The organism is Chryseobacterium koreense CCUG 49689 (assembly GCF_001045435.1).
Taxonomy (GTDB): Bacteria; Bacteroidota; Bacteroidia; order Flavobacteriales; family Weeksellaceae; genus Kaistella; species Kaistella koreensis.
The window spans coordinates 1-26,329 of record NZ_LFNG01000006.1; the positions used below are offsets into that span (position 1 = coordinate 1).

Sequence of the window (26,329 nt, forward strand, 5' to 3'; positions counted from 1 at the left end):
GGATCAGTTTTAAAACTTGGGGGAAGCTATGGAAAGCATTAATTTTGCTGGATGTTAAGTAGCTACGAAATCCTCCGACTTTTATTACCTGAATTTTTGATAGAACATTTCGATATTACCGCCATTAGTAATATTGATGATGTTTTACATATTTCTTTTGAAGAAAAAAACTCAACACCTCAGGAGTTCAAAGAAAGAACTCTTAATTCTAAAGGATTTCTTCCAGAGATTACCGTGGAAGATTTTCCGCTTCGGGGAAAGCCCGTAAAACTGCACATCAGACGCAGGCGGTGGCTCGATATGGAAAGCCAGGAAACACTGCAGCGTGATTGGAATCTGATAGCTAAGGGAACCCGCATGACACAGGATTTTGCGGGGTTCTTAAAAAAAATCAGCCGATACTAAGGCCCTTCCGTGCAAGGTTATTGCCGAGATGTATGGCGTGGATGGCAAGAAGTTTCAAAGGCAGTATAAGGACAAAACCAGTGATTACCAAGACTGGGAACAGAAGCCGCACTGCGAGGACTGGATCCTTTATCCGGAAAATATCTCCGGCTCGCTCTCCCTGGACGAAGTATCACTTTCTGACGGTGAACTTTACAGTGTTTTAACTTCAAAAAGAGCAAACGGAAGAAAAGGGGCTATTGTTGCCATTATCAAGGGGACACGGAGCGAGACAGTCATTCATCATCTGCTAAAAATAGGCAGGAAAATCCGCAAAAAGGTAACGGAAATCACCCTGGACATGGCGGGCTCCATGAAGCTCATTGCAAAAAAATGTTTTCCCAATGCGGTACAGGTCGTGGACCGTTTTCATGTTCAGAAACTCGCCACCGAAGCACTGCAGGAAATCAGGATAAAGCATCGCTGGGAAGCCATAGACAAGGAAAGTGACGGGCTGGAAAAGGCCAGAAAAGACAAGACAGCCTATATTCCCGAAGTATTTGCCAATGGGGACTCCAGAAAGCAACTCCTGGCAAGAAGCCGGTATCTGCTCTACAAAAGCCCCGACAAATGGACGCCTTCCCAAAAGGAAAGAGCACAAATCCTTTTCGCTGAATATCCCGACCTGCAGCTGGCCTATAAAATCACCGGCAAAATAAGGAAAATATACAACCAAATGATATCGAAGGATATCGCCATAACCAAGTTTGCGCATTGGTTCCGTGAAGTGGAAGAAACGGGATTCAAATCCTACAACACCATCCTGAAGACCTTCAACCAGCACTACAACGACATCCTGAACTACTTCAACCACAGGAGTACAAACGCTTCTGCGGAATCGTTCAACGCCAAAATCAAAAACTTCAGAATGCAGCTCAGGGGAGTGAAGGACAGGTCGTTTTTCCTGTTCAGATTATCGAAACTTTTTGCCTAATCCCCCAAGTTTTGTACTTGATCCCTGAGGTTCACTTACAGGAAATCCTATCGCACTCAATCAAAGAGAAAGCAGCGATCGCAGGTCTTTTATATTGTAAATCATCTAGAAATTTCCCGAAATCTTCCTGATCTCGGGATAGAAAGTGTAACGTCAAATTTTGGAATTTTACACCTGAACGAAGACATTCTTATCGTAATGCACTGCCAATTTCTCGCCTTTAGTCCTCATGAACATAAGGTTGCCTTTCTTTTGCCAGGTCTTCCCGGGCTCAATCTGGTCCTCAAAATACATGATGATCTGTTTTACGTTTCTGAACAGCGCACGCTTGGAATCCCTTTTTTTTGGCTCTACTTTCATCTTGTGGAATTTTGTGATTTTAGACAATAAAGATAGCGAAAATTATTCAATGAATTAAATTACCTTAAATGTTTACATTTGCACTATCAAACTTAAACAAGGATGTCTCTACATATCACTAATCTTACCAAGAAATTTGGGGAACAGACCGCATTGAATGATATCAATGTCCGCATAGACAAAACGGAAATCATCGGATTACTCGGTCCAAATGGAGCCGGAAAATCCACTTTGATGAAATCAATCGTGGGTGCTTTAAAAATTGATGCGGGAGCAATTTCCTTCGATGGAAAAGACATCACCCAAAATGAGATCGATTCCAAACGAAAAATCGGTTTTCTCCCGGAAAACAATCCGCTTTATGGCGAAATGTATGTGCGTGAATATTTGAATTTCGTGGCGGAACTGCACGATTTACCGAAAGCCAGAATAGATGAAGTGATAGAACTGGTGGGAATCACCCCGGAAAAGTCCAAGAAAATTTCCCAGCTTTCAAAAGGTTACAAGCAGCGTGTGGGATTGGCTCAAGCAATTCTTCACTCACCGGACTTGCTCATTCTGGACGAACCCACAAACGGTCTCGATCCAAACCAGATCATAGAGATTAGAAATGTGATCAAGGAAATCGGCCGCGAAAAAACCGTAATTCTCTCCACACACATCATGCAGGAAGTGGAAGCGCTTTGCTCCAGAGTGATCTTGATCCATCAAGGTTCAATTATCTGGGATTCGCCAATTGATGAGTTTAGAGGTAAATTTGAGAGTCTGGAAGACGCGTTCGCCAACTACACGCACTGACGAAACACCAAGCTTGTAAAAAAATAAAATCCCTGAATTGCCAGAATTTAGGGATTTTTAGTTGGATTAAGAAAAACGATTAGATTTTCTCAATATTATCTGTCAAAGAATTGATAAAGTTTTGCAGCGGTTTTTCTACCATCATTTTGATAAACGGATTGAAGTTCCCGTCAAAAAGAAGTTGAACTTCAGTTTGGCTTTCGCTGATCGGCTTCATCGCCCCTCTCAGCGCGAAATCCAGACTTGAGCTCGCCGATTTCAGCACCACTTGTTCTGGGGAAACTTCTTCAATTTTTAGCGCGATTTCCGGCATTCCTTTCAAACTGAACTTGAAACCATTGTCACGAGCTTCGAAGCTTTGCAGCGATTCCGGCATTAATGCCCTGTAATCTTCCGGCTTGTTCAGCATTTCCACCAACTCATTTACCGATTTATTTACTACTATTTTTCGCCCTTCTAAATTCATTTTTATATTTTTGTAAGATTAAAGAGCTGCAAATGTATAAAGTTTTTGTCAATGAAAAAAGATTAACCTTTAGTAAAAACCCTGAAGAAGGACAGAAACAAATTCGGTTTGAAGGAGCTGCCTCTTTGGAAATCGCTATTGATTTGCTTGAAAACACCTCCTGTCCCGAAATCAGTATCTTCGGTGAAAACCTAGAGGAAATTTGGACCGAATTCGGAAAACTATTCAAGACGGTAGGAGCTGCTGGCGGCGTGGTGCAGAATAAGAACGGCGAAATCCTGTTTATCTACAGAATTGGGAAATGGGATCTGCCCAAAGGAAAAATAGAAAAGGGCGAATCTCTGGAAAGTGCAGCATTGCGGGAAGTGGAAGAAGAAACCGGGTTGCAAAATCTGGAACTGGAAAATTTCATCAACAAAACCTACCATACCTATACCGAACGAAACGGTGCTAAAATCCTGAAAACTACACACTGGTTCAGAATGAAATTCGTGGGCGAAGAAACTCCGGTTCCACAAATTGAAGAGGGAATTTCTCAAGTTTCATGGAAAAATAAGAGCCAAATCGAGACCGAGGTTTTTCCACGAACGTTTAAAAATATCAAACTCATTCTGAACGATTACTGGGAATCAGCCAAAATTCAGAATTGACCTGCTTGTCTTCACTAAATAAACTCCAAAACCTTTTCCAGTGCGATTCCGCGGGATCCTTTCAACAAAATATTTTTTGAACTCAATCTATTTGATTTCATAAATTCTGCCAGTTCTGCAGAATTTTCAAAATTGAGGGAGTCCGGGGAATTTAGACTCAGGAAATTCTTGCCAACAGTAATAATTTGGTCAAAATTCAGTGATTTTGCCAACTGCAGAATATCATCATGTTCCTCTTTAGCTTCTGCTCCCAACTCCAGCATATCTCCGATAATGATGGTTTTGGTCCCGTCAAAACTGCTGAAATTTCTCAGCGATGCAGCCATAGAACTCGGATTGGCATTGTAGGTATCCAAAACCAAGGTTTTCCCGTCTCTTTCCATGATTTGTGATCTCATGTTGGTTGGAACATAATTTTCAATGGCGGATTTTATATCCTGAAAATTGATCCCGAAATGGAGTCCAAAGCTTGCGGCAGCGCAAAGGTTGGTGAAATTGTAATTTCCGGTAAGTTTCGATTGTGCACTTTCGCCATTAAACCTTAATCCAACGAAGTTTTGACTGGAAAATTCTTCAAAATGATAATCAGAACCTGTTCCTCCGAATGTGATTTTTGGTTGATAGTCGCTCGTTTTTTGAAGCTGTATCGGGTCATTTTCATTAACTAAAACCGTTTGACGATGAGATTTCAGATAATCATAGAGTTCTGATTTACCTTTGATCACGCCTTCAAATCCTCCAAAACCTTCAAGATGTGCTTTTCCGAAATTGGTGATATAGCCGTAATTGGGTTGCGAAATTGCGCACAGCTGCTCAATTTCTTTTTGATGATTTGCCCCCATTTCGATCACCGCCATTTCATGTTCTGGTTTGATTGAAAGAATGGTTAGTGGGACCCCGATATGGTTATTCAGATTTCCGAGGGTATATTGCACATTGAATTTCTTTGAAAGCACGGCATGAATGAGTTCTTTGGTGGTGGTTTTTCCATTGCTGCCCGTCAATCCAATAATGGGTATCTGAAGTTGATTTCGGTGGTAAACCGCGAGTTCTTGTAGGAAATCCAAAGTCGAGGGGACATAAAAAATATGGTGATCAGCGTCGGCAAATTCCTGCTGTTCCACAATTACCGCCAAAGCTCCATTAGTCATGGCATCTTGTGCTAAAGTAGCTGCATTAAAGTTCGCTCCCGAGAAAGCAAAGAAAATATCATTTTTTTGAATTTTTCTACTGTCAATGGTTACTTTCGAAGACTTTAGAAATAAAGGATAAAATTGGGCTGCATTCATTTTTCAAAAATAGAAAATCCTTCTGCAAAAACAGAAGGATTTTTTGGATATTTTGGTTAAATCTTATCTTTTTGTTCTACCGGTTGCCGCAGATTTAGCGTCTTGTGCCACACGGAAACCAACCCATGCAAATGATTTACCCTCTTCACGGAATCTTCTTTGACCCGGATCAAGCCAGTATGCTCCATCAAGCCAAGAACCTCCCTTGATCACTCTTACCTCATTGCTGATTCTGGTTGTTCTAGATTGTCTGTCTTTCTGCAAAATCACTCTACCAAGCTCATCTACAATGAATCTTTTTCTTGGGGAGTTGTACATATTATAACCTAAAGTGCTGCTGTCTTCAGCTTTTCCGTAACCTGCATCCAAAGAAGACTGGAAGTCCCCATCTCTAAAGTTTCTGTTATCGGCTACCGTTTTTCTTTCATACTGGCCAGGAAGTCCTTTGTAAACCAATCTTCCATCGGCAAGAGTATCATATTTCACACTTTCAATTTTCTTGAAAGTTCCGTCTGCATTTTTCACTACTTGTTGGGAAACATTTCCTCTGTAGTAGTTGAAGTCGCTTGCTTCCTGGTCAATGATTGGTCTATATACGTCTGCTGTCCATTCTGCCACATTACCGAACATTCCGAAAATCCCCAGATTGTTTGCCGGATATTGCTTCACATCAGAGGTTGTAGGAGATCCGTCATTTTTCCAACCTGCAACTCCGGAGTAGTCACCCCTTCCCTGTTTGAAGTTTTCTAAATACATCCCTCTTTTTCTTCCTTTTTTCCCTTTCAGCTGCTCAATTTCTGGCTTTTTATTTTGATAAAGGTTGTATTCTCTATCTTTTTGCATACCTAATGCTGCAAATTCCCACTCCACCTCGGTTGGCAAACGGAATTTTTCAACTACACCTGCAGTGGCATTTCTATTTGCTGCCAAGATTCTTTGGTTGGTGGTTTTGATTCCTGATTTTTGCTGCAATCTTTGCTGATTTACGTATGCAGCCAGTTCCGGGTCATTTGCCTTAAACTTATCTAGGTTAAATGAATTTGCACCTTGATTGTTGGCATCATTTGCATAGAAATCTTTAGCAATCACCCCTTGGTTCATCAAAGCTTTTTCATTTGCGCGGTCGGTCAACCAGTCGCAATATCTTGATGCCTGAAGCCAAGTAACGCCTACCACCGGATAATAATCATATTCTGGTCTTCTAAAATAGGTTTCTGCAAAATCATTTCTGGAAAGTTTGTTGTTCCAAACCAATGTATCTGGAAGTGCCCCGGTATAAATTTCTTTAAAACTAGGATCTGATGGAGGAAATACAAATTTAAGCCAAGTCACATATTCCCGGTATTCGTAATTGGTAATTTCGGTTTCACCGATGAAAAACGCGCTGACCTGCATTCTTCTCGGAGTGTTATTCCAATCATGCATTACATCGTCTTTTACTAATCCCATGGTAAAAGTACCGCCTTCCACATACACCATTCCCGGCCAAGCTTTTTGTTTTTGTTGTTTTCCAGTAAAGAACCAACCTTTCTGCTCATTTGGCTTCCAGCCGGTCTTACTTGTAAAACGCCCCTTAGTTCCACCTCCATTCTTGGCACCGCCACCGCCACAGCTCACTAGCACTACTGCAGAACCTAATACCAACAAAGAAAACAACTTTAGTTTATTCATAATCAAAATAGAATTTTCAGTGTACAAAGAAAAAATAATTTCTTTAATAAATCAAATTATCCATGTATTTTTTTGCAAAACGTTAACAAATTAATTTTATTGTACCATATTATTATTTATTATTTTTCGTTTAATTTGTAATCTTGAAAAATCACAAATCAGATGAAGCGAATTTTATCATTCTCTATCTTTAATTTTTTTATCGTTTTTTTCTCCTCACAGAATGTGAAGATTGAATGGAATGGAAGTAAAGTCCAGGATTTTGGCACCTACACCATCAATGCGCCCTTTTTCACCAATGAAGGTTATTCCTACGAAAATGGCAATATCAGATATCGTGGAACAGCCAAATATTCGGGAGCCCTTCAAAAGATATCCAACCTGCAGTGGGAAAAAATCAGCCAAAAGGAACTTTTCGACCTCTCTACCACAAACATCCCGGTTGGCGAGGATGCTTTTGTAGATGTTTATACCAATCCATATACTAAAGAAAAAACAACCAACTTCTCGGTTTCCGCTTTTAAGGTTGAAAAAGGTGTGATTTATCGGTTAAATTCATTTTCAATCGTGAGCACAGGGGAATCAGCGCCAAACACGGCACAGTTCGCCGGGAAAATCGGAACCACTGAGAATCCTTTAAAAACTGGAACTTTCTATAAAATAAAGGTTGATAGATCGGGAATCTTCAAGATCACAAAGCAATTCCTGCAGGAGAATGGAATTAATCCGGGCAGCATTAATCCAAAAAATTTCCGGATTTACGGGAACGGAGGTTTGGCTTTGCCGGAATTTAATCAAGATATGAGGTATTCTGCTCTTCAGGAAAACGCGATACAGGTCATCGGCGAGGAGGATGGTGTGTGGAACGACGGAGATTACGCGCTTTTCTATGCACAGGGACCAAATGGCTACAATTTGTACAAAACCTTTGGCGACACCAATGGAAACGGAAAAAGAAGAACCGAAACCAGAAATGACCAGTCCTTTAACTTTATCAATATCTATGACGATTTCGCGTATTACTTCATCAATTTTGATTTAGGTCCGGGAAAGCGGGTTTTGGTTGATGATCAAGCCATCAACACCAATGTGATTTCAAGATATGACGAATACCAATATATAAACGAGGAAAAATTTAATCTGTTAAATATCGGCCGAATCTGGGTGGGAGATGCGATTACCGACACCAAAACAGTGACTTTTAACACAAAATCGCCGATCTTACCCACAGACAACATCAAGTATAGAACAAGATATATCGCTTACCAATCGGGTGGAAATAAAATTAGTTTAAGCTTCAACAATCAAAATCCCGAAACCCAAACCATCCCGCTGGACAACAATATTTATTACGTGACCAACCTATATTTTGGAAACATAACTAATTTGTCAGGAAACCAACTGTCTTTTAATTATCAAACAAATATCGCGAGTAATCCCAATGGGAAATTCTATTTTGATTATGCGGAAGTACAGTATAAGCAAGACCTAAGATTTGACAATGCCCAGATGAACTTCAGAAGTTATGACATTGAAGAAAATTCCGGAAAGACCTATACTTTCGATATTGCAAATGCTTCTGCGATCGAACAGGTTTGGCAAGTCTCCGACATCACGAATGCCACCAAGAAAACCAACAAATCCGGAAACAGTACCAACTTCAGTTTCGCCTACCAAGCAGCCGATAATAATTTTGTCAACGAATTTGTGGCATTTAGAAGTTCTGATGCGTTTCAGCCTTCTTTCATGGGAAAAATCGACAACCAAGATCTTTCCGGGTTACAAAACATCGAGTATCTGATGATTACCCAACCTGAAATGATGGGGCATGCACAGCGATTAGCCAATTACTATCAGGGGAAATACAACGTGGCAGTGGTAGATGTGAACAAAATCTATAACGAATTCAGCAGTGGCAGCAAAGATATTACCGCCATCAGGGATTTTGCCACAAAACTCAATACTCCTGCCGGAAAACTCAAATACCTATTTATACTTGGAGATACTTCATTTGATTATAAAGGGAAAAATTTTCCGGGTTCAGATGTGATTCCATCTTACCAAAGTGAATTTAGCGCAGATTACTCCAGTTCATTCGTTACGGATGATTATTACACCATGACTTCGCCACAAGTAAGTCCAACTTTATCAAACAATTTTCCAGATTTTCCCGTGGGGCGTCTTCCTGCAGGGAATATGGCAGAAGCCAAGCTCCTCATTGACAAAGCGCTTGCCTACAACAATGCGCTTCCCGGCCAATCTACCCCGTTTGGGGAATGGCGAATGAAGCTAGATTTCGTGGTGGACGATGATGCTGATAACGGGACCCCGTTCCATAATACCATGAACGCTTCGCTGGTCAGTATTTTTGAAAATCCGGTCGGAAATTTGAGGAAAGAATATAATATCCGAAAACTTTATCTGGATGCATTTCAGGCACAAACTACTGCAGGCGGACAGAGATATCCGGCGGTAAACCAAGCCATCTCAAACGATGTGGGAAATAGCCTTTACCTCTTCTATTTCGGACACGGCGGAATCAACGGATGGGCTCAGGAAAGGGTACTGACCACGGATATGATTCAGAATTTTAACAATTATAATAACGTTTACAGCCGTTTCCCGTTGGTTTCTACCATCACCTGTGAATTTACCTTGTGGGACGACCCTGCAACTTTTTCGGCAGGAGAACAGGTCATCAAATCAAAACAAGGAGGTGCAGCTACCATGATTACTTCAAGCCGGGCGATCCAGGTTGGGTACGGAGAGCAGTTTACCACAATTTTTAGCAAAAATATCTTTGACCTGATCAATGATGATTTCCTAAATCTGGGCGATGCATTCTTAAAGGCAAAGATCGAAAAAGGCGCACATTCTGACCATTTTAAGGTAAATCTATTGGGAGATCCGGCCTCCAAACTAAGCCGCCCAAAAAGACTGATCACCATTGACGATGTGGAAACACCGGTTCCGGGACAGATTCGCGCATTGGATTTCGTGAAAGTAAAAGGTCACATCAACAAACAAGATGGAACACCTGACAATAATTTTAATGGAAGGGTCGCCATCAATATTTTCGATAAAAGAATTAATAAAAAAACACTCAATAACGACCAAAATCCAAAATTAAATCCTCCTTTGCAGTACACCGAAGAGGGCGGACCAATCGTAAAAGCTTCGGGACAAGCCGTGAATGGAGTTTTCACCGTGGAATTCTATGTGCCGAAAGACATTAACTATGAAATTGGAAACGGCCGAATTTTAGCTTATGCCGATAATAAGTCATTTGACGTATTTACCAATCAGCCTCAAAGCATTGGCGGAATCAACCCGAACGGAATTAATGACACTGAACCGCCAAAAATCAACCTCTACATGAACAACACCAACTTTGCAGATGGCGGAATCACCAACCAAAATCCAACTTTTTTGGCATGCGTGACTGATGACAAAGGAATCAATTCTACCGGATCCGGTATCGGACATGATATTACAGTGATTTTAGACGGTAAGATTGTGGAAACTGTAGTTTTAAATGACTTCTATTTCTCCGGCGATGGAAACGGCTGCACCAACCCTGCCTTATCGGATTATCAAAAGGGCACAGTGAGCTACCCGTTCAGAAACTTGGCTCCGGGACCGCATCAGTTGGTATTTAAAGTTTGGGATATTAACAATAATTCTACCTCCGGAACGTTAAACTTTGTAGTAAAGGACGAAGAAGATCAGAAATTAATCATCAACAAGCCACTGAACTGGCCGAATCCTTTTACCAATAAGACTTATGTGCAGTTTGAACACAACTGTCCGGATATTCTCGATGTGAACGTTCAGATTTACACCATTACGGGGAAATTGGTAAGAACATTAAGCACTTCGGTTACTGCAGAACCTTTCTTCCAGGGATTCCGTACCCCAAGAACGGCAATTGAATGGGACGGAAAAGATGATTTTGGCGATGCAGTGGGTAAAGGAACCTATATTTTTAAGATATTTGCAAAAAGCCAGGATCAGGAAAAATGCAAAGGCAGCGCTACAGCCATCGAAAAAATGGTCCTTTTAAGGTAAACAAATTGAAAAATAACGAATAAAAAAGATTTTATGAAAGTGACTAAAAAGCTATTCTTAAGTATTGGCATCGGAATTGGCGTTCTGGCAGCCGCGCAAAGCAATCAGACCGTCCTCACCGGAGCACCTTTCCTGAGGATTTCGCCTGATGCGAGAGCCGGAGGTATGGGAGACCAGGGAGTTGCCACGACCAGTGATGGATTCTCTCAGTTTTGGAATGCTGCAAAATACCCATTCAGCAAAACTACTTCGGCAATTGCACTTAACTATACTCCGTATATGGGGAAACTCACCAATGATGTTTTTTTACTCTATGCCGCTTACCATAAGTTTTTGGGAGATGAGGAAAGATCCACCATTTCAGCAAGTATCTATTACTTCAACATGGGTGAAGTGCAGTTGAGCGACTACCGAAATAATGTCTATACCGAAACAGGGAAAGCAAAACCAAACGAGTTTTCAATCGATGTCGCTTATGGCTTGAAACTTTCTGACAATTATTCCATGGCGGTGACCGGTAGATTCGTGCGTTCGGATTTATCTGGCGGATTCAACTCAGACAATACATTGAAGCCTGCAAATACTTTTGCGGTTGATGTTTCCGGATATTATATGTCCGAAAAGCACAGCAGCCTAAACGATATGGAAGGACGTGCAAGAGCAGGTTTCTCCATCCAAAACCTTGGACCAAGATTAGATTATACCGGTGATGAAGAATCCAGATCCTATCTTCCAACCATGGCAAGACTAGGAGCAGGTTATGACCTCTTCCTGGATGATTTGAACAGAGTCGGTTTAAGTTTTGAAGCTTCAAAACTTTTGGTTCCGGGACCCGATAAGGACGGAGTGATCCCAAATGTGGATGTAATGGCCGGGATCGGAAAATCCTTCAGCAACCCAAAAAGCATCATGTTCAGCGGAGCAGTGGATTATGAATATGACAACGCATTTGCCATTCGGGCAGGATATTTCCACGAAAGCCCCGAACAGGGAGCAAGACAATATGCCACCGTGGGCGTTGGTTTGAAATACCAATCATTCGGATTGGATTTGTCTTACCTGATCAATACTTCCAAAATCAATACCGCACTGGACAACACTTTGCGATTTGGACTTACCTGGAATATTGGCGAAGACTCTTCAAACGCACAGGATTATTAATCCATGAAATAAAAATACAATCTTAAAAGTCTCAGTTTTTGGGACTTTTTTTATGCGATAATATTTTAAATTTGTAAGATGAACTACGCCACTGAACTCAAAAAATTTGCAACCAGCCAGTCGATATATTCGGGGGTGCGGATTTCTTTGGCGATCGTAATTCCGAGTATTATTTTGGCTCATTTCGGTCTGCTGAAGGAATATTTCCTATTCCCTCTCGCAACCAGTTTCGTGGGATTGACCGATCAACCGGGACCTTTCATCCGCAGAAGAAATGCATTGGCGCTTTCCATCATTTCCTTTTTCATCGTGGCGGCGATCGCCAGTTTGGTAAAATCTTTCGCACCGCTCATCTACCTCGAGATCGTGGTTTTCGGGATGTTTTTTTCATTGCTTGGCGTTTATGGACAAAGACTTGCCGGAGTCGGTGGACTTTCGCTCGTAGTGCTGGCCATTTTTATTGATGGACATTTGACGGGCGGAAATATCTTCAAAAGTTTGTTGACCTTTCTCGCTGGTTCGGTCTTGTATCTGCTGATTTTTCTGGTTGTTTCCAAAATTCAGCCCTACAAACTCGCGGGACAAATGATTGGCGAAAATTATTTAGAACTCGCTAACTATTTGAATTTGAAATCAAAGTTCTATTTGGAAAATCCAGATTTTGAGGGACTTCAGAAACAGATTATCGCTCAGCAAGTCAGGATCAAAAATCTGCAGGAAGAAACCCGGGAAACCGTTTTCAAAACCAGAAAAATCGTCAATGAATCCACAACCACAAGCCGATTGCTGATGCTGATGTTCCTGAATTCAATAGACCTGCACGAAAAACTAATGACTTCAGAAAGTGACTACAAAAAGATCCAGGAAAGTTTTGGCAAAACCGGATTTCTAAATCATGTTGGTGAATATCTGTCAAAACTTTCAGAAGAGCTCGCCAACATTGGAATAGCCTTGCAAAGCGGAATCAAGGCAAAACCCATTTACCGGATCGATCCTGAACTTGATGAACTTTACGACAGATATTTCGACCTGAGGAATCAAAAACTCAGCCCGGAAACCCTTGAGAATTTTATGATTATGCGTTTGATTTTAGTGCGAATCAATAATATTTCAGACGAGCTGAAAACCATCTACAAAGTTTTCATGGATGGGAATCGATTGGCAAAAAGCCTGTCCAGCGGATTGGATGTGGAAAAATTTGTCACCAATAATGAAAAACCCAATCTGAAAGTCTTTATCGCCAATTTTTCGCTAAAATCTTCCCATTTCAGACATTCCATTCGAATTACTGTCGCGTTACTGATCGGGTATTTTATTTCAAAACTGGACTTTCTGGGAATTGGGCATTCCTATTGGATTCTCATTACCATCGTCGCCATCATGCGTCCTGCTTATTCCACCACCAAACACCGGAATCTTCTTCGGTTATATGGAACCGTCTTGGGCGCCATCGCAGCTTATATACTACTCTACTTCACGGAAAATGGAACCGTGCTTTTCAGTGTTTTTCTTTTAAGTATGATTCTGTGTTTCGCCCTGCTGAAGGAAAAATATGCCTGGGCGGTTTTTTTCATGACCATCTATATTTTCATGGCTTTCAACATGCTGAATCCGGGAAATGTGAATCTCGTTTTCAAGGACCGGATTCTGGATACCGCCATTGGTGGCGCGGTAGCGTTCTTGGTTTCTTATCTCGTCTTGCCGGTTTGGGAACATACCCAAAATATTGAATTGATGAAAAACTCGGCAAAAAGTAACTTGGCCTATTTTGAAACCGTGATGAAAACTTTCACAGAAAATAAAAACGAAGTTGAGCAGTACAAGTTGATGCGCAAAAATGCAGTAATCGATCTGGCGAATCTGTCCGATAATTTCCAGCGAATGATTTCTGACCCCAAAAACCAGCAAAAAAGTTTAGAAAACGTGCACCAGTTTGTGATTACAGGTCATTTGATTACCGCTTATATCGCTTCGCTTTCTCAATATTCAAAATCTGCAGATCAATATCCTGAAATCGATTTCGAAAACTGGAATACCAAAATTTCCGCGGAGCTGCAAAGTGTTTTCTTGATTTTAGACAAAAAGGAACTGCACGATTCCATCATCGATAAAAGCACCATCACTCCCGAAGATTCCGTGGATCATCTGCTGGAAAGAAGAAAAAGGGAAATCAGCGACAATGAAATTTTCAACATCCGCGATCAAAACAGAATCACCCATTTAACCGAACTCAAGAATCTTACGGAAATTTTGGACCTGATTTACGATGTGGCGAATGAGCAAAGAAAAGTCGCAGAAAAAATCAGTCCAATTAATCTTTCCGAAAAAAGCTGATGCTTCCGCCTTTTTGGTAAGGAATATCCGCTATTATGCGGCAAACTGATTGATTGCCATTTTCTTATTGAAAAAATGCGGGCATAAAATCTGCTTATTTTCCATAAATCTTTGTAACTTTAATTCGTCATTTTAATGAGCGTCATTTATCTTATCAATGGATAATCATTACTTTAATTCATGAAATCTAAATAGCTTTACCATTAATTTCAAAAAAGACCGCATCATGGAAGACCAAAAAAAACTTACAAGACAGACCGGAGCACCCGTTCCCGACAATCAAAACTCACAAACCGCAGGACCAAGAGGACCGCTTTTGATGCAGGATGTCTGGTTTCTGGAAAAAATGGCCAACTTTGACCGTGAAGTAATTCCAGAGAGAAGGATGCACGCGAAAGGTTCCGGTGCATTCGGAACTTTTACCGTGACACACGACATTTCACCATATACCAAAGCCGCCATCTTCAGCGAAATTGGTAAAAAAACCGAGATGTTCGCTAGATTTTCAACCGTGGCAGGTGAGCGAGGTGCGGCAGATGCTGAAAGAGACATTCGCGGATTTGCCCTGAAATTTTATACCGAAGAAGGAATTTGGGATCTGGTGGGAAACAACACACCGGTATTCTTTTTCCGAGACCCCCTGAAATTCCCCGATTTGAACCACGCCGTGAAACGGGACCCAAAAACCAACATGCGGAGCGCAAATAACAACTGGGATTTCTGGACTTTGCTTCCCGAAGCACTCCACCAAGTCACCATTGTAATGAGCGACCGAGGAATTCCGAACGGATTTCGGCACATGCACGGATTCGGAAGCCACACTTATTCCTTCATTAACAAGGATAATGTTCGGCATTGGGTGAAATTCCATTTCGTGACTCAGCAAGGAATCGAAAACCTTTCCGATGAAGAAGCCGCAAAATTAATCGGAATGGACAGAGAATCCTCTCAAAAAGACCTATTCGAAAACATCGAAAAAGGAAACTTCCCGAAATGGAAAATGTTCGTGCAGATCATGACAGAAGAACAGGCGAAAACTTACCGTTTCCACCCGTTTGATTTAACTAAAGTTTGGTCCAAAAAAGATTTCCCACTGATTGAAGTAGGTGAATTTGAACTGAACAAAAATCCTGAAAACTATTTCGCCGATGTGGAGCAGGCTGCTTTCAACCCTACCAACATCGTTCCCGGAATCGGTTTCTCACCGGACAAAATGTTGCAGGGAAGACTTTTCTCCTATGGCGATGCGCAGCGTTACCGATTGGGCGTAAACCATTACCAGATTCCGGTAAACAAACCCAGATGTCCTTATCACGCTTACCACAGAGACGGCGCCATGCGGGTTGACGGAAATTATGGCGGAACAAAACATTACGAGCCCAACAGCTACGGAGAGTGGCAGGAACAGCCAAGCGCGAAAGAGCCGCCACTTGAACTTTCAGGAGACGCTTATGCACACAATTTCCGTGATGATGACGAAGATTATTTCACCCAACCCGGCGATTTGTTCAGAATCATCAAAAAAGATGGAAAAGCCGATGTACTTTTCAAAAATACCGCGGCAAATGTGGGCGGAGCAGAAAAGTTCATCCAAATCCGACACATCAGAAATTGCTACAAAGCAGATCCGGAATATGGTGAAGGTGTTGCAAAAGCTTTAGGCTTAACAATGGATGAAGTCCATGCATTCGATATGACCCCATACGACCGTTGGGCACCAAAACCTTCCAACGGATAGACCTATATATAAAATGAAAGCCTCAACAATTGTGGGGCTTTTTTTAGTCCTAAAAAAGACATTGAACGATCGACTAACATTTTTATTTACCATACATCAACGCTTCATCAGCTTCTCCGAAGTATTTTTGTATCAATAAATTTTAAATCATTATGAAAATAGCTTTAATAGGTGCCACCGGATATGTGGGCAGCGCCATTCTGAACGAACTTACACATAGAAACTATGATGTTACGGCCATCGCAAGAAATACCGATAAAATCAAAAATCCAAGTGAAAATATTACCAAAAGAAATTTAAACATCTTCAATACCGAAGAACTTTCTGAAATCCTGAACGGCAACGACGTGGTGATCAGTGCGTATAATCCCGGCTGGACCAACCCGAACATCCACGATGACTATTTGAAAGGTGCCAAAAGCATTCAAAACGCGGTAGAAAAATCCAATGCCAAACGTCTCATTGTCATTGGCGGCGCCGGAACCATGAAGATTGATGGTAAATATTTGGTCGACAGTCCGAACTTTCCAAAGGAAATCTATGCCGGAGCCAGTGCCGTTAAAAAATATTTTGTAGAAAACTTAAGTAAGAACGAGTCTTTAGACTGGGAGTTTTTCACACCGGCAATCGAGATGAATATGTTTAGCGATGATAAAGACCGAGGCAGAACCGGAGCTTACCGCTACGGAAATGAATCACCGGTGTTCGATGCCGAAGGTCGCTCCAGACATTCCGTAGAAGATTTGGCAGTAGCCGTGGTGGACGAAATCGAGAAGAAACAATTTTTGAGAAAGCAATTTACGGCAGCATATTAAGCTTTAAACACGAAGTTTTCCGCCGGGAATCAAATTGATTAACGCTTTATAATCAGGAAGTCCGAATTAAATTCGGTATTTGGACTTTAAACCTAAGGATATGAAAAAATTAGAATTTGGTATAATGACCTTCGCGGACATGGCGCCGGAAACCATTCCGGGAAAAGGCATCAGTGCCCACCAAAGAATACAGAATCTGCTGGAGGAAGTAAAACTTGCAGACGAACTCGGCGTAGATGTCTTTGGAATTGGCGAGCATCACCGCGAAGATTATTCGGTATCATCACCCACAACGGTTTTAGCGGCAGCGGCAGCCATTACCAAAAACATCAAGCTGACCAGTGCGGTCTCCGTGCTCAGTTCAGACGATCCGGTTCGTATCTATCAGCAGTTTGCAACTGTGGATCTAATTTCCAGGGGCAGAGCCGAAATTATGGCAGGAAGGGGATCTTTCATTGAAAGTTTTCCGCTATTCGGTTATGATTTGTCAGATTACAATCAGCTTTTTGATGAAAAACTGGAGCTTCTGTTGGCAATTAACAAATCTGAAAAAGTGAGCTGGAGCGGCCATCTGCGTTCACCGATCCACAATCTTGGGGTATATCCGAGAGCTTTGGATGGCGAAATTCCGGTTTGGTTAGCTGCCGGTGGAACACCTGCTTCCGCGATCCGAGCTGCAAAACTAAAACTTCCTTTGATGCTTGCCATCATAGGTGGAATGCCCGCCAATTTTGTTCCCTTCATCGATCTTTACAAGAAAACATCGGCGGAAAATGGCAGGTCGGCGGACGAGTTGCAGCTGGGGATCAACAATCACGTATTTATTGGTGAAAATGACGAAGAAATTGCAGACGAATTCTTTCCGCACTATGCACAGATGATGGATCGTGTAGGCAAAGACCGCGGTTGGCAGCCCATGTCCCGCGAGCAGTTTGAGTGGATGCGAAGTGAAAGAGGATCATTGATGGTGGGAAGCGTGGAAAAAGCGGTAAACAAAATTGTGATGGAGCATCAACTGTTCGGTTTCACCAGGTTTATGGCACATTCCAGCTTGGGAACGGTTCCGCATGAAATGGTCTTGAAATCCACGGAGCTCTACGCAAAGCAGGTAATACCTGAAGTAAAGAAGCGACTCGGCATTACTTAACGGTTCCTCCATGAAATCATAAAAACATCTTAAATAATCAATTGGGGAATCTTTTTCCCCATTTTTTTACTAATTTTAAAATAAAATAAATAGATGAAACCAGAATTTGAAAACATTCCATTAGTGAATAACGAGGAGAAAAAACGCTTCGAATTGGAATATAACGGCCAAGTGGCATTTATCAATTACGGAGACTTCGGAAACCAGGTGGCACTCGTGCACACTGAGGCACCGAAGGAGTTGCAGGGCACCGGCGCCGCACAAGCACTGGTAGAAAAAACTTTGGCATACATCGATCGTGATGGCAGAAAAGTACTTCCCTACTGTCCTTATGTTTTTGCCTACATCAAAAGACATCCGGAATGGAAACATTTGGTTGATGAGCGTTTCAGCGGATTTGACCAATTGTGAAATTCCTAAGTAAACATCCAATTTCAAATCGAACTTTATGTCCAATTTAGAATTAATCATAGAAGAAAAAGCCGCCGATATAGGGAATTTCCTTGTGGGTCGTCTTTTGCCGTTTCGCGAAAAAAGAGCGGTTGGGCCTTTTGTCTTCATCGATCACATGGGGCCCACAAAACTTTCGGATTATCAAAATCTGGATGTTCCGCCGCATCCGCATATCGGGCTTTCCACTTTGACCTATCTTTTTGAAGGCGCAATCTTCCATCGTGATTCCTTGGGAAGCGCCGTGGAAATTCAACCGGGAGCCGTGAACTGGATGACCGCAGGGAAAGGCGTGGTACATTCTGAAAGAACGCCGGAATACCTCCGAGCAACCGACAAATCACTTCACGGATTCCAGATTTGGGTGGGCCTGCCCAAAAATTTGGAGCAGATGAATCCTGAATTTCACCACACAGAAGCATCGGAAATCCCGCAATGGGAAGAAAACGGAATCCACTACAAACTCATCGCCGGAGAAGCTTTTGGAAAAAAATCCCCGGTTCCGGTTTACAGCAAACTGTTCTTTATCGAGATCAAAAACAGAGAAAAAGCGAGACTTAACATCGGAAATTTCCTGTTCGGTGAAGTGGCAATGTATGTATTGGAAGGAACGGTGAATATAGAGGGAAATGAATTTGGCTCCAAACAGTTGCTCATTGCGAAAAATGCCACATTATGTGAATTTGAGATGAATGAAAATTCCACCGTTTATCTTTTCGGCGGTGAACCTTTTCCCGAAGAACGCTATATTTTCTGGAACTTCGTGAGCTCCAACCGAGATACCATCGAGCAGGCAAAACTCGATTGGCACGAACAAAACCTGGAGGCTTTCCCGAAAGTGGTGGGAGATGAAGAGGAATATGTCCAATTACCGAGAGCGATTCTAAAACACAGATGATGAAAAATGGCCAAAAACTGAAACTTTAAACCTTAAATCTTATCCTTAAACGATAAACCATTAGCTTCAAACTGTGAAACATTAGCTTAAAGCTGTGAAATTGAAGCTTTAAACTATGAAATATTAGCTTTAAACTAAGAAAATGCAGCTTTAAACTACAAAAATGCAGCTTTAAACTACAGAAATGTAGCTTTAAACTATAAAATCATAGCTTTAAACTATGAATTCATAGCTTTAAACTACGAATATGCAGCTTTAAACTATAAAATCGCAGCTTTAAACTACAAAATAGAAGTTTTAAACCATGAAATAGAAGCCTCAACTCTAACGGTCGGCAGACAGACCTCCAACCTCAAACTTTAAACTTCAAATCTACCTGTCGGCAGACAGGCCTTAAACCTAATTCCAATGACCAAAATCAAACATCACCACCTGAATAATAAAGGTGAATTCGAAATTTTTTATGAGGGCAAGAAAGCCGGATCGATGACCTATTCATGGGCAGGAAACGATAAATTCATCATAAACCACACCGAAGTGGATGATGCTTTTCGCGGAAAAGATTTGGGAAAAGAACTTGTGAAAGCCGGAGTGGAATTTGCTCAGGATAAAGAGGTGAAAATCATTCCACTTTGCCCATTCGCAAAGGCAACGTTTCAAAGAAACCCGGATTTAGCACACGTTTTAGCTTAATTGAAAAACCGCACCATGATGAATTACTTTCAAGATTTGTTTGCACTGTTCAATTACCGAGATTTACTGCTGGTTTTAGTAGCAATCGCGGTAGGAATGTCCATTGGGATGGAGCGGGAATACCACAACAAAACCGCCGGTTTGCGAACGATCATGCTGGTTTGCGTGGGCTCCTGCATTTTCACCATTCTTTCCATGAGAATCGGCACCGAAAGTCCGGATCGGATCGCAGCCAATATCATTACCGGAATTGGATTTCTGGGAGCGGGGGTGATTTTCAAGGACGAAAACAAAGTCAACGGTTTGACTACTGCCTGCACGATTTGGGTAACTGCGGCACTGGGAATGGCGGTTGGCTCCCAACATATTTTCCTGGCAATCTTCGGAGCAGCGGTGGTACTTTTGGTTTTGTGGGGTCTGCTCTATCTGGAAAAATGGATAGACCACCTCAATAAAATTACAGAATATAAAATCACAACCATTTTCAAGGAAGGGGAAATGGAAGAGTTCAAGAAACTCTTTAAAGAAAACCACCTTAAAAGCTCGATTATTTTTCAGTCAAAATCTGCAGATCGGCTCACCATCTATTGGAAATTATCGGGCAGAAAAAGGAACCATAAAATATTGAAAAAGCAGCTTTTTTCAAATGCGGATATCCTGAAAATTGATATTGTTTGAATCATCAATAGCTGGAAAATGCAGCGTCACCATAATCGCGGAGTCGTTTAGTAAGAAAGCTTCAATTCCAGCGGTGCAAATCCCCCGGACCTTTTGCGAGGTCTTTTTTTGTGCCCTTATTCGCGATGAAAAAACTATATTTGTCGGTATTTTAAAATTCAAACTATGAATCCGATTCTGTTGTTGCTCATCATCATCACCTATTTTGCACTTTTACTTTGGGTTGCCTACCGCACCGGAAAAGGTAGTGACAATGACAGTTTTTTCATCGGAAATCGGAAATCCAATTGGATGCTGGTGGCGTTTGGAATGATTGGGACTTCGCTTTCCGGGGTTACTTTCGTGTCGGTTCCCGGTGCAGTGGGTCACGATTCTTTTCATTATCTACAGATTACGATTGGTTATTTAATTGGCTACATCATGATTGCATACATCCTTTTGCCACTTTATTACCGGCTGAAACTCACTTCTATTTACGGTTATCTGCAGCACAGAATGGGGCAACTTTCCTACAAATCCGGTGCGTGGATTTTCATCGTTTCCAGATTGGTGGGAGCCACGGCGCGGCTTTATCTGGTGGTAAATATCCTGCAAATCGCAATCCTGGATAGTTTGGGGGTTCCGTTTATCGTGACCACGCTCGTGATTTTGCTGATGATTATTCTCTACACTTTTGAAGGCGGCGTGAAAACCATAGTCTATACCGATACTTTGCAGACCAGCTGCATGCTTTTGGGACTGATCATTTGTTCTGCCTATATGCTGAATCATCTGAATCTCGGCTTTTTTGAGAGCTTACAGCAAATGAACCAACTCGGCTACACCGAAGTTTTCAACACGGATGTGAATTCCAAGGCGTTTTTCTTCAAACAGGTTTTGGCGGGCGCCTTCATCACGATCACCATGACCGGAATAGACCAGGAAATGATGCAGAAATCGCTTTCCGTCACCAAGCTGAAAGACTCGCAGAAAAATATGGTGACACTCGGATTCATTTTGGTAATTGTGATTTCGCTTTTCCTTTTTATGGGCGGATTGCTTCATCTTTATGGACAAACCGAACACGTCGTAAGTTCTGGCGACCAACTTTTCCCGGATATCGCACTGAACCACATGCCGCCGTTTATTTCCATCATCTTCATCATCGCCTTGATTTCCGCACTTTTCCCTTCAGCAGATGGCGCGATGACGGCTTTAACCTCATCCTTATGCATCGACATTTTTGGTTTAAAGGAAAAAGATATCGACGATCAATCGAAGGAAAAATTCAGAAAAAAAGTACACTTAATTGTTGCCGCAGCATTTTTGGCAATGGTGGTTCTGTTTAAAATCATCAACGACAATTCGATGATCGGCCTGATTCTGAAACTGGCGGGATTTACTTATGGTCCGCTTCTTGGGCTTTTTGCGTTCGGAATTTTCACCAACTACAAGGTAAAAGACAAGCTCGTTCCATACATCTGCATCGCCGCACCACTGATTTCATTTTTCATCGATAAATACCAGCAGAATATTTTCGGTGATTTCCAAATCGGACTGGAGCTGTTGATCATCAATGGTCTGCTTACTTTTTTTGGGTTATGGTTGATAAGGAGAAAATAAATTAGAATGTGGTTTCGTTAAAATTTCATGCGTCCAAAGATGCGAAATGGATCTATCAGTGGAAAAGGTATTTACTTTTTTTGCCAATATTTGTAATAATAAACTGTCGCGAAATTAAAACCGAAAATCCGAAAAAAGCCTATGGTTATTGGACAAAATCACATCCGAACGACCAACTGAATATCATTCACGGAAACTATTGGCAATCCGCACATTGGAGTCTGGAGTACAAAATTTACTTGGAGATCGATTCGAATCCTGACTGGTGGAAAGAATTTAAGAAAGTAAACAATCTCATTATCGATACATCCAGAACAAATGAAAGCGATTTTTGGGAAAAACCCGAATGGTTTAACCCAGCAGAAAGTTCCATAAAATATAAAGAGAATTCAGATTTCGACCAAGGTTCAAGATATTTTAAGGATCCCTTGAACGGAAAAATATTTATTTACGAAATCCAATTATAGATTGCGGTTCGAAACAGATTTTGAATACCATCTCGCCGAAGAAGCTGGATTTTTCATTTCCCAAACCCACTGTTTTTTTGTAAATTCGCCATCAAATAAATCTAAACAATGAGTAAATCTATTGAAGAGTTGAAAACGCTTGCAACACAGATTAGAAGAGACATCCTGAGAATGGTGAACGCCGTGAATTCCGGCCATCCCGGCGGAAGTTTGGGCTGCACCGAATTCTTCATGGCGCTCTATGGAAAGGTGATGAACTACAAACTTCCGTTCACCATGGAAGGTAGAAACGAAGACCTTTTCTTCCTTTCAAACGGGCATATTTCACCCGTGTTCTACTCCACTTTGGCGAGATTCGGATTTTTCCCGGTGGATGAATTGCGCACTTTCAGAAAATTGGATTCCAGATTGCAGGGACATCCCACCACTCACGAAGGACTTCCGGGAGTTCGGGTTGCATCCGGTTCTCTTGGACAGGGACTTTCTGTGGCAATCGGCGCCGCTTTGGGTAAAAAACTAGATGGCGACCTGTCCCTGGTTTACACCCTTCAAGGTGATGGCGAATTGCAGGAAGGCCAGAATTGGGAAGCGTTTATGTTTGCCGCCGCAAAAAAAGTGGATAATATTATTTCGACCATCGATTACAACAACCGACAAATTGACGGCGATGTGGATCAGGTCTTGAGCCTAGGAAACCTTCACGCAAAACTGGAAGCATTCGGCTGGAAGGTCTTGGAGGAAAAGAACGGAAACGATCTGGAAGCGGTGATCCATATTTTGGAATTGGCAAAAACCGAAACCGGCAAAGGAAAGCCTGTCGCAATCCTTCTGCATACCGAAATGGGATTTGGCGTTGACTTTATGACGGGAACGCACGCTTGGCACGGAAAAGCTCCGAACGACGAGCAGCTGGAAACGGCATTTAAACAGCTTTATTTGGAAGCACCGGCGGATTATTAGTGGATGAGTGGTTTAGTAATTTAGTTAAAAGAAAAATGAAATATACATACACAGAAAAAAAAGATACCAGAAGCGGTTTCGGAGCGGGACTTGCAGAATTGGCAGATAAAAACCCTAATGTGGTAGCACTTTGCGCCGATTTGATCGGTTCCCTGAAAATGGAGAAATTCATCGAAAAAGCACCGGAAAGATTTTTCCAGGTCGGAATCGCTGAAGCCAACATGATGGGAATTGCAGCGGGATTAACCATCAACGGCAAGATTCCGTTCACCGGAACTTTCGCCAACTTCTCCACTTCCAGAGTTTATGACCAGATCAGACAATCCATTGCCTATTCCGGGAAAAACGTGAAAATCTGTGCTTCACACGCCGGATTGACTTTGGGTGAAGACGGAGCGACCCACCAGGTTTTAGAGGATATCGGAATGATGAAGATGCTTCCCGGGATGACCGTGATCAATCCATGCGACTACAACCAGACCAAAGCTGCAACATTGGCAATCGCTGATTTTGAAGGTCCGGTTTATTTAAGGTTTGGCAGACCAACAGTTCCTGTTTTCATGCCGGAAGATATGCCGTTTGAAATCGGAAAGGGAATTTTACTGCAGGAAGGGAAAGATGTGACCATCGTCGCAACCGGACATCTGGTTTGGGAATCTTTGGTGGCCGCCGATGAATTGGAAAAAGAAGGAATCTCCTGCGAAGTCATCAACATCCACACCATCAAACCTTTGGACGAGGAAATCATCCTGAAATCTGTAGAAAAGACCGGAAGGATTGTGACTGCCGAAGAACACAATTACTTGGGCGGATTGGGAGAATCGGTTGCAGGAATGCTTTCCAGAAGAAGACCTACCATCCAGGAATTTGTCGCAGTGAATGATACTTTCGGGGAATCGGCAACTCCTGCAGAGCTGATGAAGAAATATCAAATAGATGCCGCTGCGGTGAAAGAGGCGGTAAAGAGAATTCTGGCAAGATAATCGCGAATAATCAAAATAATTCAAAACACGCTTTTTTAGCGTGTTTTTTTTGAATGGTCATCTTTTATTGCCGTGAAAATGTTGCGGTGTTTTTCGCCACCTTACTCAGCAAAATTTCAAAAAACAAAATCCGCCTCAAAAGATTCTGAAACGGATTCTGAAAAAAAAACAGTGAAATTTAGTTCAAGGACTTCTCCAAAGCAATTGCTTTTGGAAAAAGAATATTATTTTCTAGATGGATATGTTTGTGGAGATCGCTCTCAAACTCTTCCAACATTTTATAGGTCACCTGATAAGTTCCGCAAGCATCATCCGGAAACTGATAGCCATTACTTAGTTCGGCAATTTTCTCAAAACGCTCACCTTCCACCGCATGTTCGTGCTTCATGGAATCTACCGGATTCTCAACCGAGCCAAACCGAGGTGACTGCAAGGTCTCATTACTTTTTTCTGCCGCCACCATTTTTTTGATGAATGGGAAAAGGATCAGCTCCTCTTTTTTCATGTGTGCCGCCAAATCCTGCGCGCTTTCAAGGAAAAGCTGATGGATTTCAAAAAGTTCAGGATGTCTTTCGCCGTGGACTTTGCACAGTTTTTCAAGGTACGGAACCAGCATCAATGATTTTTCCTCCACATACCGATGGTGTGTTTTTTCAATATAGTCAGCCAACAAATCCAATGGCCAAGAATTAAAATCGATGTCGGAAGAAGAGTTTCTGTTCTGTACCTCGTCCAGATCTTTATAGATTTTTTGCACATCGACATTCTTTTTTTCGCAGGCTTCCTCTATAGTTCTTCCGCCTTTGCAGCAGAAATCTATGTTGTATTTTTTAAAGACTTCGGCGGTTCTGAAATCTTCTGCCACATAATCACCAATCGTTTTTTCTTGGGTCAGCATATTTTCTTGTTTAAAATTATAGGACAAATTTAAAACTAATTTTTAATTCGGACAAATTTATCTTAATTAAATTTAAAGAAAATATTTATAGGTTTAAAGACAGCCAAAATTGATCAGAGACCACTTCTAAACCGGTTATTTCTTCTTTATCTATTGGATAATTCTAATAAACTAGAATGTGTGATGATACAAACAATGCAAAGTTGACTTAGAAGAATTTCATCATTAAGAAATCAAAGCTACCGCCGCGACAGACGAATCTTTGCTCCAATTCCTATTAAGTAAGAAGATCTAAAAACACTTTCTTAAAGTCGATCAAAATTCATAGTTTTGTTTTAAAGAAAAATAAAAACCGATGCAAATTCCCGCAGAATCCGTAGAAGACTATCTCTCGAAAGTCCCCGAAGAAAGAAAAGCGTCCTTCAAAAAACTTTTTGATACCATTTCAGAAAACTTGCCGCAAGGATTCGAAACCCAAATCAGCTACGGAATGATTGGATGGTGTGTTCCGCTGAATACTTTTCCGGCAGGATACCACTGTTCGCCTGGAACTCCGCTGCCGTTCATCAACCTGGCTTCGCAGAAAAACTTCTTCGCACTGTACCACATGGGAATCTATGGAAACACAGATTTGCTGAACTGGTTTGTGGAAGAATACCCAAAACATTCCAAACGAAAACTGGACATGGGAAAATCCTGCATCAGATTCAAAAAACCAGATGAAATTCCGTTTGAGCTGATCGCCGAATTGTGTAAAAAAATGTCGCCGAAAGACTGGATCGAAATCTACGAAAAGATGCTGAACCGGAACAAATAATGTAAAAA

24 protein-coding genes are annotated in these 26,329 nt (G+C 41.7%); 19 read left to right on the plus strand and 5 right to left on the minus strand.

The annotated features are described in order from the left end of the window. The first annotated feature begins 51 nt into the window (after positions 1 to 51). Positions 52 to 405, plus strand: coding sequence for an ISAon1 family transposase N-terminal region protein (locus ACM44_RS04780; RefSeq protein ID WP_048498927.1), 354 nt, complete (start codon positions 52 to 54; stop codon positions 403 to 405). Positions 406 to 433: 28 nt separating this feature from the next. Further along, the gene (locus ACM44_RS04785; protein WP_048498928.1) at positions 434 to 1,378 is read left to right on the plus strand and encodes an ISAon1 family transposase; all 945 of its coding nucleotides are present in this window, start codon (positions 434 to 436) and stop codon (positions 1,376 to 1,378) included. Between the two features lie 168 nt (positions 1,379 to 1,546). Here ACM44_RS04785 and ACM44_RS04790 read toward each other — a convergent pair whose 3' ends face one another. Further along, entirely contained in the window at positions 1,547 to 1,738 is a 192-nt protein-coding gene (locus tag ACM44_RS04790) for a hypothetical protein (RefSeq protein WP_048498929.1), read from the minus strand. Positions 1,739 to 1,840: 102 nt separating this feature from the next. On the opposite strand from ACM44_RS04790, the gene ACM44_RS04795 reads away from it, so the two are divergent. After that, a complete protein-coding gene (locus tag ACM44_RS04795; protein ID WP_048498930.1) occupies positions 1,841 to 2,536 on the plus strand; it encodes an ABC transporter ATP-binding protein in 696 nt (231 codons plus the stop codon). A gap of 79 nt (positions 2,537 to 2,615) precedes the next feature. Here ACM44_RS04795 and ACM44_RS04800 read toward each other — a convergent pair whose 3' ends face one another. After that, positions 2,616 to 3,002, minus strand: a complete 387-nt coding sequence (locus tag ACM44_RS04800; RefSeq protein ID WP_048498931.1) for an SRPBCC domain-containing protein — start codon at positions 3,000 to 3,002, stop codon at positions 2,616 to 2,618. A 32-nt stretch (positions 3,003 to 3,034) separates the two neighbouring features. Here ACM44_RS04800 and ACM44_RS04805 point away from each other — a divergent pair, with 32 nt between their 5' ends. Then, a complete protein-coding gene (locus ACM44_RS04805) occupies positions 3,035 to 3,652 on the plus strand; it encodes an NUDIX hydrolase (RefSeq protein WP_048498932.1) in 618 nt (205 codons plus the stop codon). A gap of 14 nt (positions 3,653 to 3,666) precedes the next feature. Here the strand turns inward: ACM44_RS04805 and ACM44_RS04810 are convergent, their stop codons facing one another. Together ACM44_RS04810 and gldJ are read right to left on the minus strand one after the other, a co-directional pair. Continuing rightward, positions 3,667 to 4,941: a UDP-N-acetylmuramoyl-tripeptide--D-alanyl-D-alanine ligase gene (locus ACM44_RS04810; protein WP_048498933.1), complete on the minus strand. Its 1,275-nt coding sequence runs from the start codon at positions 4,939 to 4,941 to the stop codon at positions 3,667 to 3,669. A gap of 63 nt (positions 4,942 to 5,004) precedes the next feature. Then, positions 5,005 to 6,612: a gliding motility lipoprotein GldJ gene (gldJ, locus tag ACM44_RS04815; protein ID WP_048498934.1), complete on the minus strand. Its 1,608-nt coding sequence runs from the start codon at positions 6,610 to 6,612 to the stop codon at positions 5,005 to 5,007. A gap of 162 nt (positions 6,613 to 6,774) precedes the next feature. Between gldJ and porU the strand changes: the two genes are divergently transcribed. The 14 genes from porU (at position 6,775) to ACM44_RS04890 (ending at position 24,606) form a co-directional block, all read left to right on the plus strand. Then, on the plus strand, positions 6,775 to 10,680 hold the full coding sequence (gene porU / locus ACM44_RS04820) for a type IX secretion system sortase PorU (RefSeq protein WP_048498935.1): 3,906 nt from the start codon (positions 6,775 to 6,777) through the stop codon (positions 10,678 to 10,680). Positions 10,681 to 10,713: 33 nt separating this feature from the next. Further along, positions 10,714 to 11,841, plus strand: coding sequence for a type IX secretion system outer membrane channel protein PorV (porV, locus tag ACM44_RS04825; RefSeq protein WP_048498936.1), 1,128 nt, complete (start codon positions 10,714 to 10,716; stop codon positions 11,839 to 11,841). Between the two features lie 78 nt (positions 11,842 to 11,919). After that, positions 11,920 to 14,175 carry an FUSC family protein gene (locus ACM44_RS04830; protein WP_048498937.1) on the plus strand — a complete coding sequence of 752 codons (2,256 nt, stop codon included), beginning with the start codon at positions 11,920 to 11,922 and terminating at the stop codon, positions 14,173 to 14,175. Between the two features lie 226 nt (positions 14,176 to 14,401). Then, positions 14,402 to 15,913 carry a catalase gene (locus ACM44_RS04835; protein WP_048498938.1) on the plus strand — a complete coding sequence of 504 codons (1,512 nt, stop codon included), beginning with the start codon at positions 14,402 to 14,404 and terminating at the stop codon, positions 15,911 to 15,913. Between the two features lie 152 nt (positions 15,914 to 16,065). Continuing rightward, positions 16,066 to 16,728 carry an NAD(P)-dependent oxidoreductase gene (locus tag ACM44_RS04840; protein ID WP_048498939.1) on the plus strand — a complete coding sequence of 221 codons (663 nt, stop codon included), beginning with the start codon at positions 16,066 to 16,068 and terminating at the stop codon, positions 16,726 to 16,728. Between the two features lie 100 nt (positions 16,729 to 16,828). Next, positions 16,829 to 17,875: an LLM class flavin-dependent oxidoreductase gene (locus ACM44_RS04845; protein ID WP_048498940.1), complete on the plus strand. Its 1,047-nt coding sequence runs from the start codon at positions 16,829 to 16,831 to the stop codon at positions 17,873 to 17,875. Between the two features lie 93 nt (positions 17,876 to 17,968). Continuing rightward, positions 17,969 to 18,286 (plus strand): GNAT family N-acetyltransferase, encoded by a 318-nt coding sequence (locus ACM44_RS04850; protein WP_048498941.1) that lies wholly within the window; start codon positions 17,969 to 17,971, stop codon positions 18,284 to 18,286. 37 nt (positions 18,287 to 18,323) lie between these two features. Then, positions 18,324 to 19,223 carry a pirin family protein gene (locus ACM44_RS04855; protein WP_048498942.1) on the plus strand — a complete coding sequence of 300 codons (900 nt, stop codon included), beginning with the start codon at positions 18,324 to 18,326 and terminating at the stop codon, positions 19,221 to 19,223. A 408-nt stretch (positions 19,224 to 19,631) separates the two neighbouring features. After that, positions 19,632 to 19,916 (plus strand): GNAT family N-acetyltransferase, encoded by a 285-nt coding sequence (locus ACM44_RS04860; RefSeq protein ID WP_048498943.1) that lies wholly within the window; start codon positions 19,632 to 19,634, stop codon positions 19,914 to 19,916. Between the two features lie 15 nt (positions 19,917 to 19,931). Further along, positions 19,932 to 20,594 (plus strand): MgtC/SapB family protein, encoded by a 663-nt coding sequence (locus ACM44_RS04865; protein ID WP_241477139.1) that lies wholly within the window; start codon positions 19,932 to 19,934, stop codon positions 20,592 to 20,594. A 165-nt stretch (positions 20,595 to 20,759) separates the two neighbouring features. Next, positions 20,760 to 22,196, plus strand: coding sequence for a sodium:solute symporter (locus ACM44_RS04875; RefSeq protein WP_048498945.1), 1,437 nt, complete (start codon positions 20,760 to 20,762; stop codon positions 22,194 to 22,196). An 80-nt stretch (positions 22,197 to 22,276) separates the two neighbouring features. Next, entirely contained in the window at positions 22,277 to 22,663 is a 387-nt protein-coding gene (locus ACM44_RS04880; protein ID WP_152669300.1) for a hypothetical protein, read from the plus strand. A gap of 108 nt (positions 22,664 to 22,771) precedes the next feature. Next, on the plus strand, positions 22,772 to 23,623 hold the full coding sequence (locus tag ACM44_RS04885; RefSeq protein ID WP_048498947.1) for a transketolase: 852 nt from the start codon (positions 22,772 to 22,774) through the stop codon (positions 23,621 to 23,623). A 35-nt stretch (positions 23,624 to 23,658) separates the two neighbouring features. Further along, positions 23,659 to 24,606: a transketolase family protein gene (locus ACM44_RS04890; protein ID WP_048499169.1), complete on the plus strand. Its 948-nt coding sequence runs from the start codon at positions 23,659 to 23,661 to the stop codon at positions 24,604 to 24,606. 178 nt (positions 24,607 to 24,784) lie between these two features. Here ACM44_RS04890 and ric read toward each other — a convergent pair whose 3' ends face one another. Continuing rightward, positions 24,785 to 25,504, minus strand: coding sequence for an iron-sulfur cluster repair di-iron protein (ric, locus tag ACM44_RS04895; RefSeq protein ID WP_048498948.1), 720 nt, complete (start codon positions 25,502 to 25,504; stop codon positions 24,785 to 24,787). A 355-nt stretch (positions 25,505 to 25,859) separates the two neighbouring features. On the opposite strand from ric, the gene ACM44_RS04900 reads away from it, so the two are divergent. Then, on the plus strand, positions 25,860 to 26,321 hold the full coding sequence (locus ACM44_RS04900) for a DUF1801 domain-containing protein (RefSeq protein ID WP_048498949.1): 462 nt from the start codon (positions 25,860 to 25,862) through the stop codon (positions 26,319 to 26,321). Positions 26,322 to 26,329: the final 8 nt, after the last annotated feature.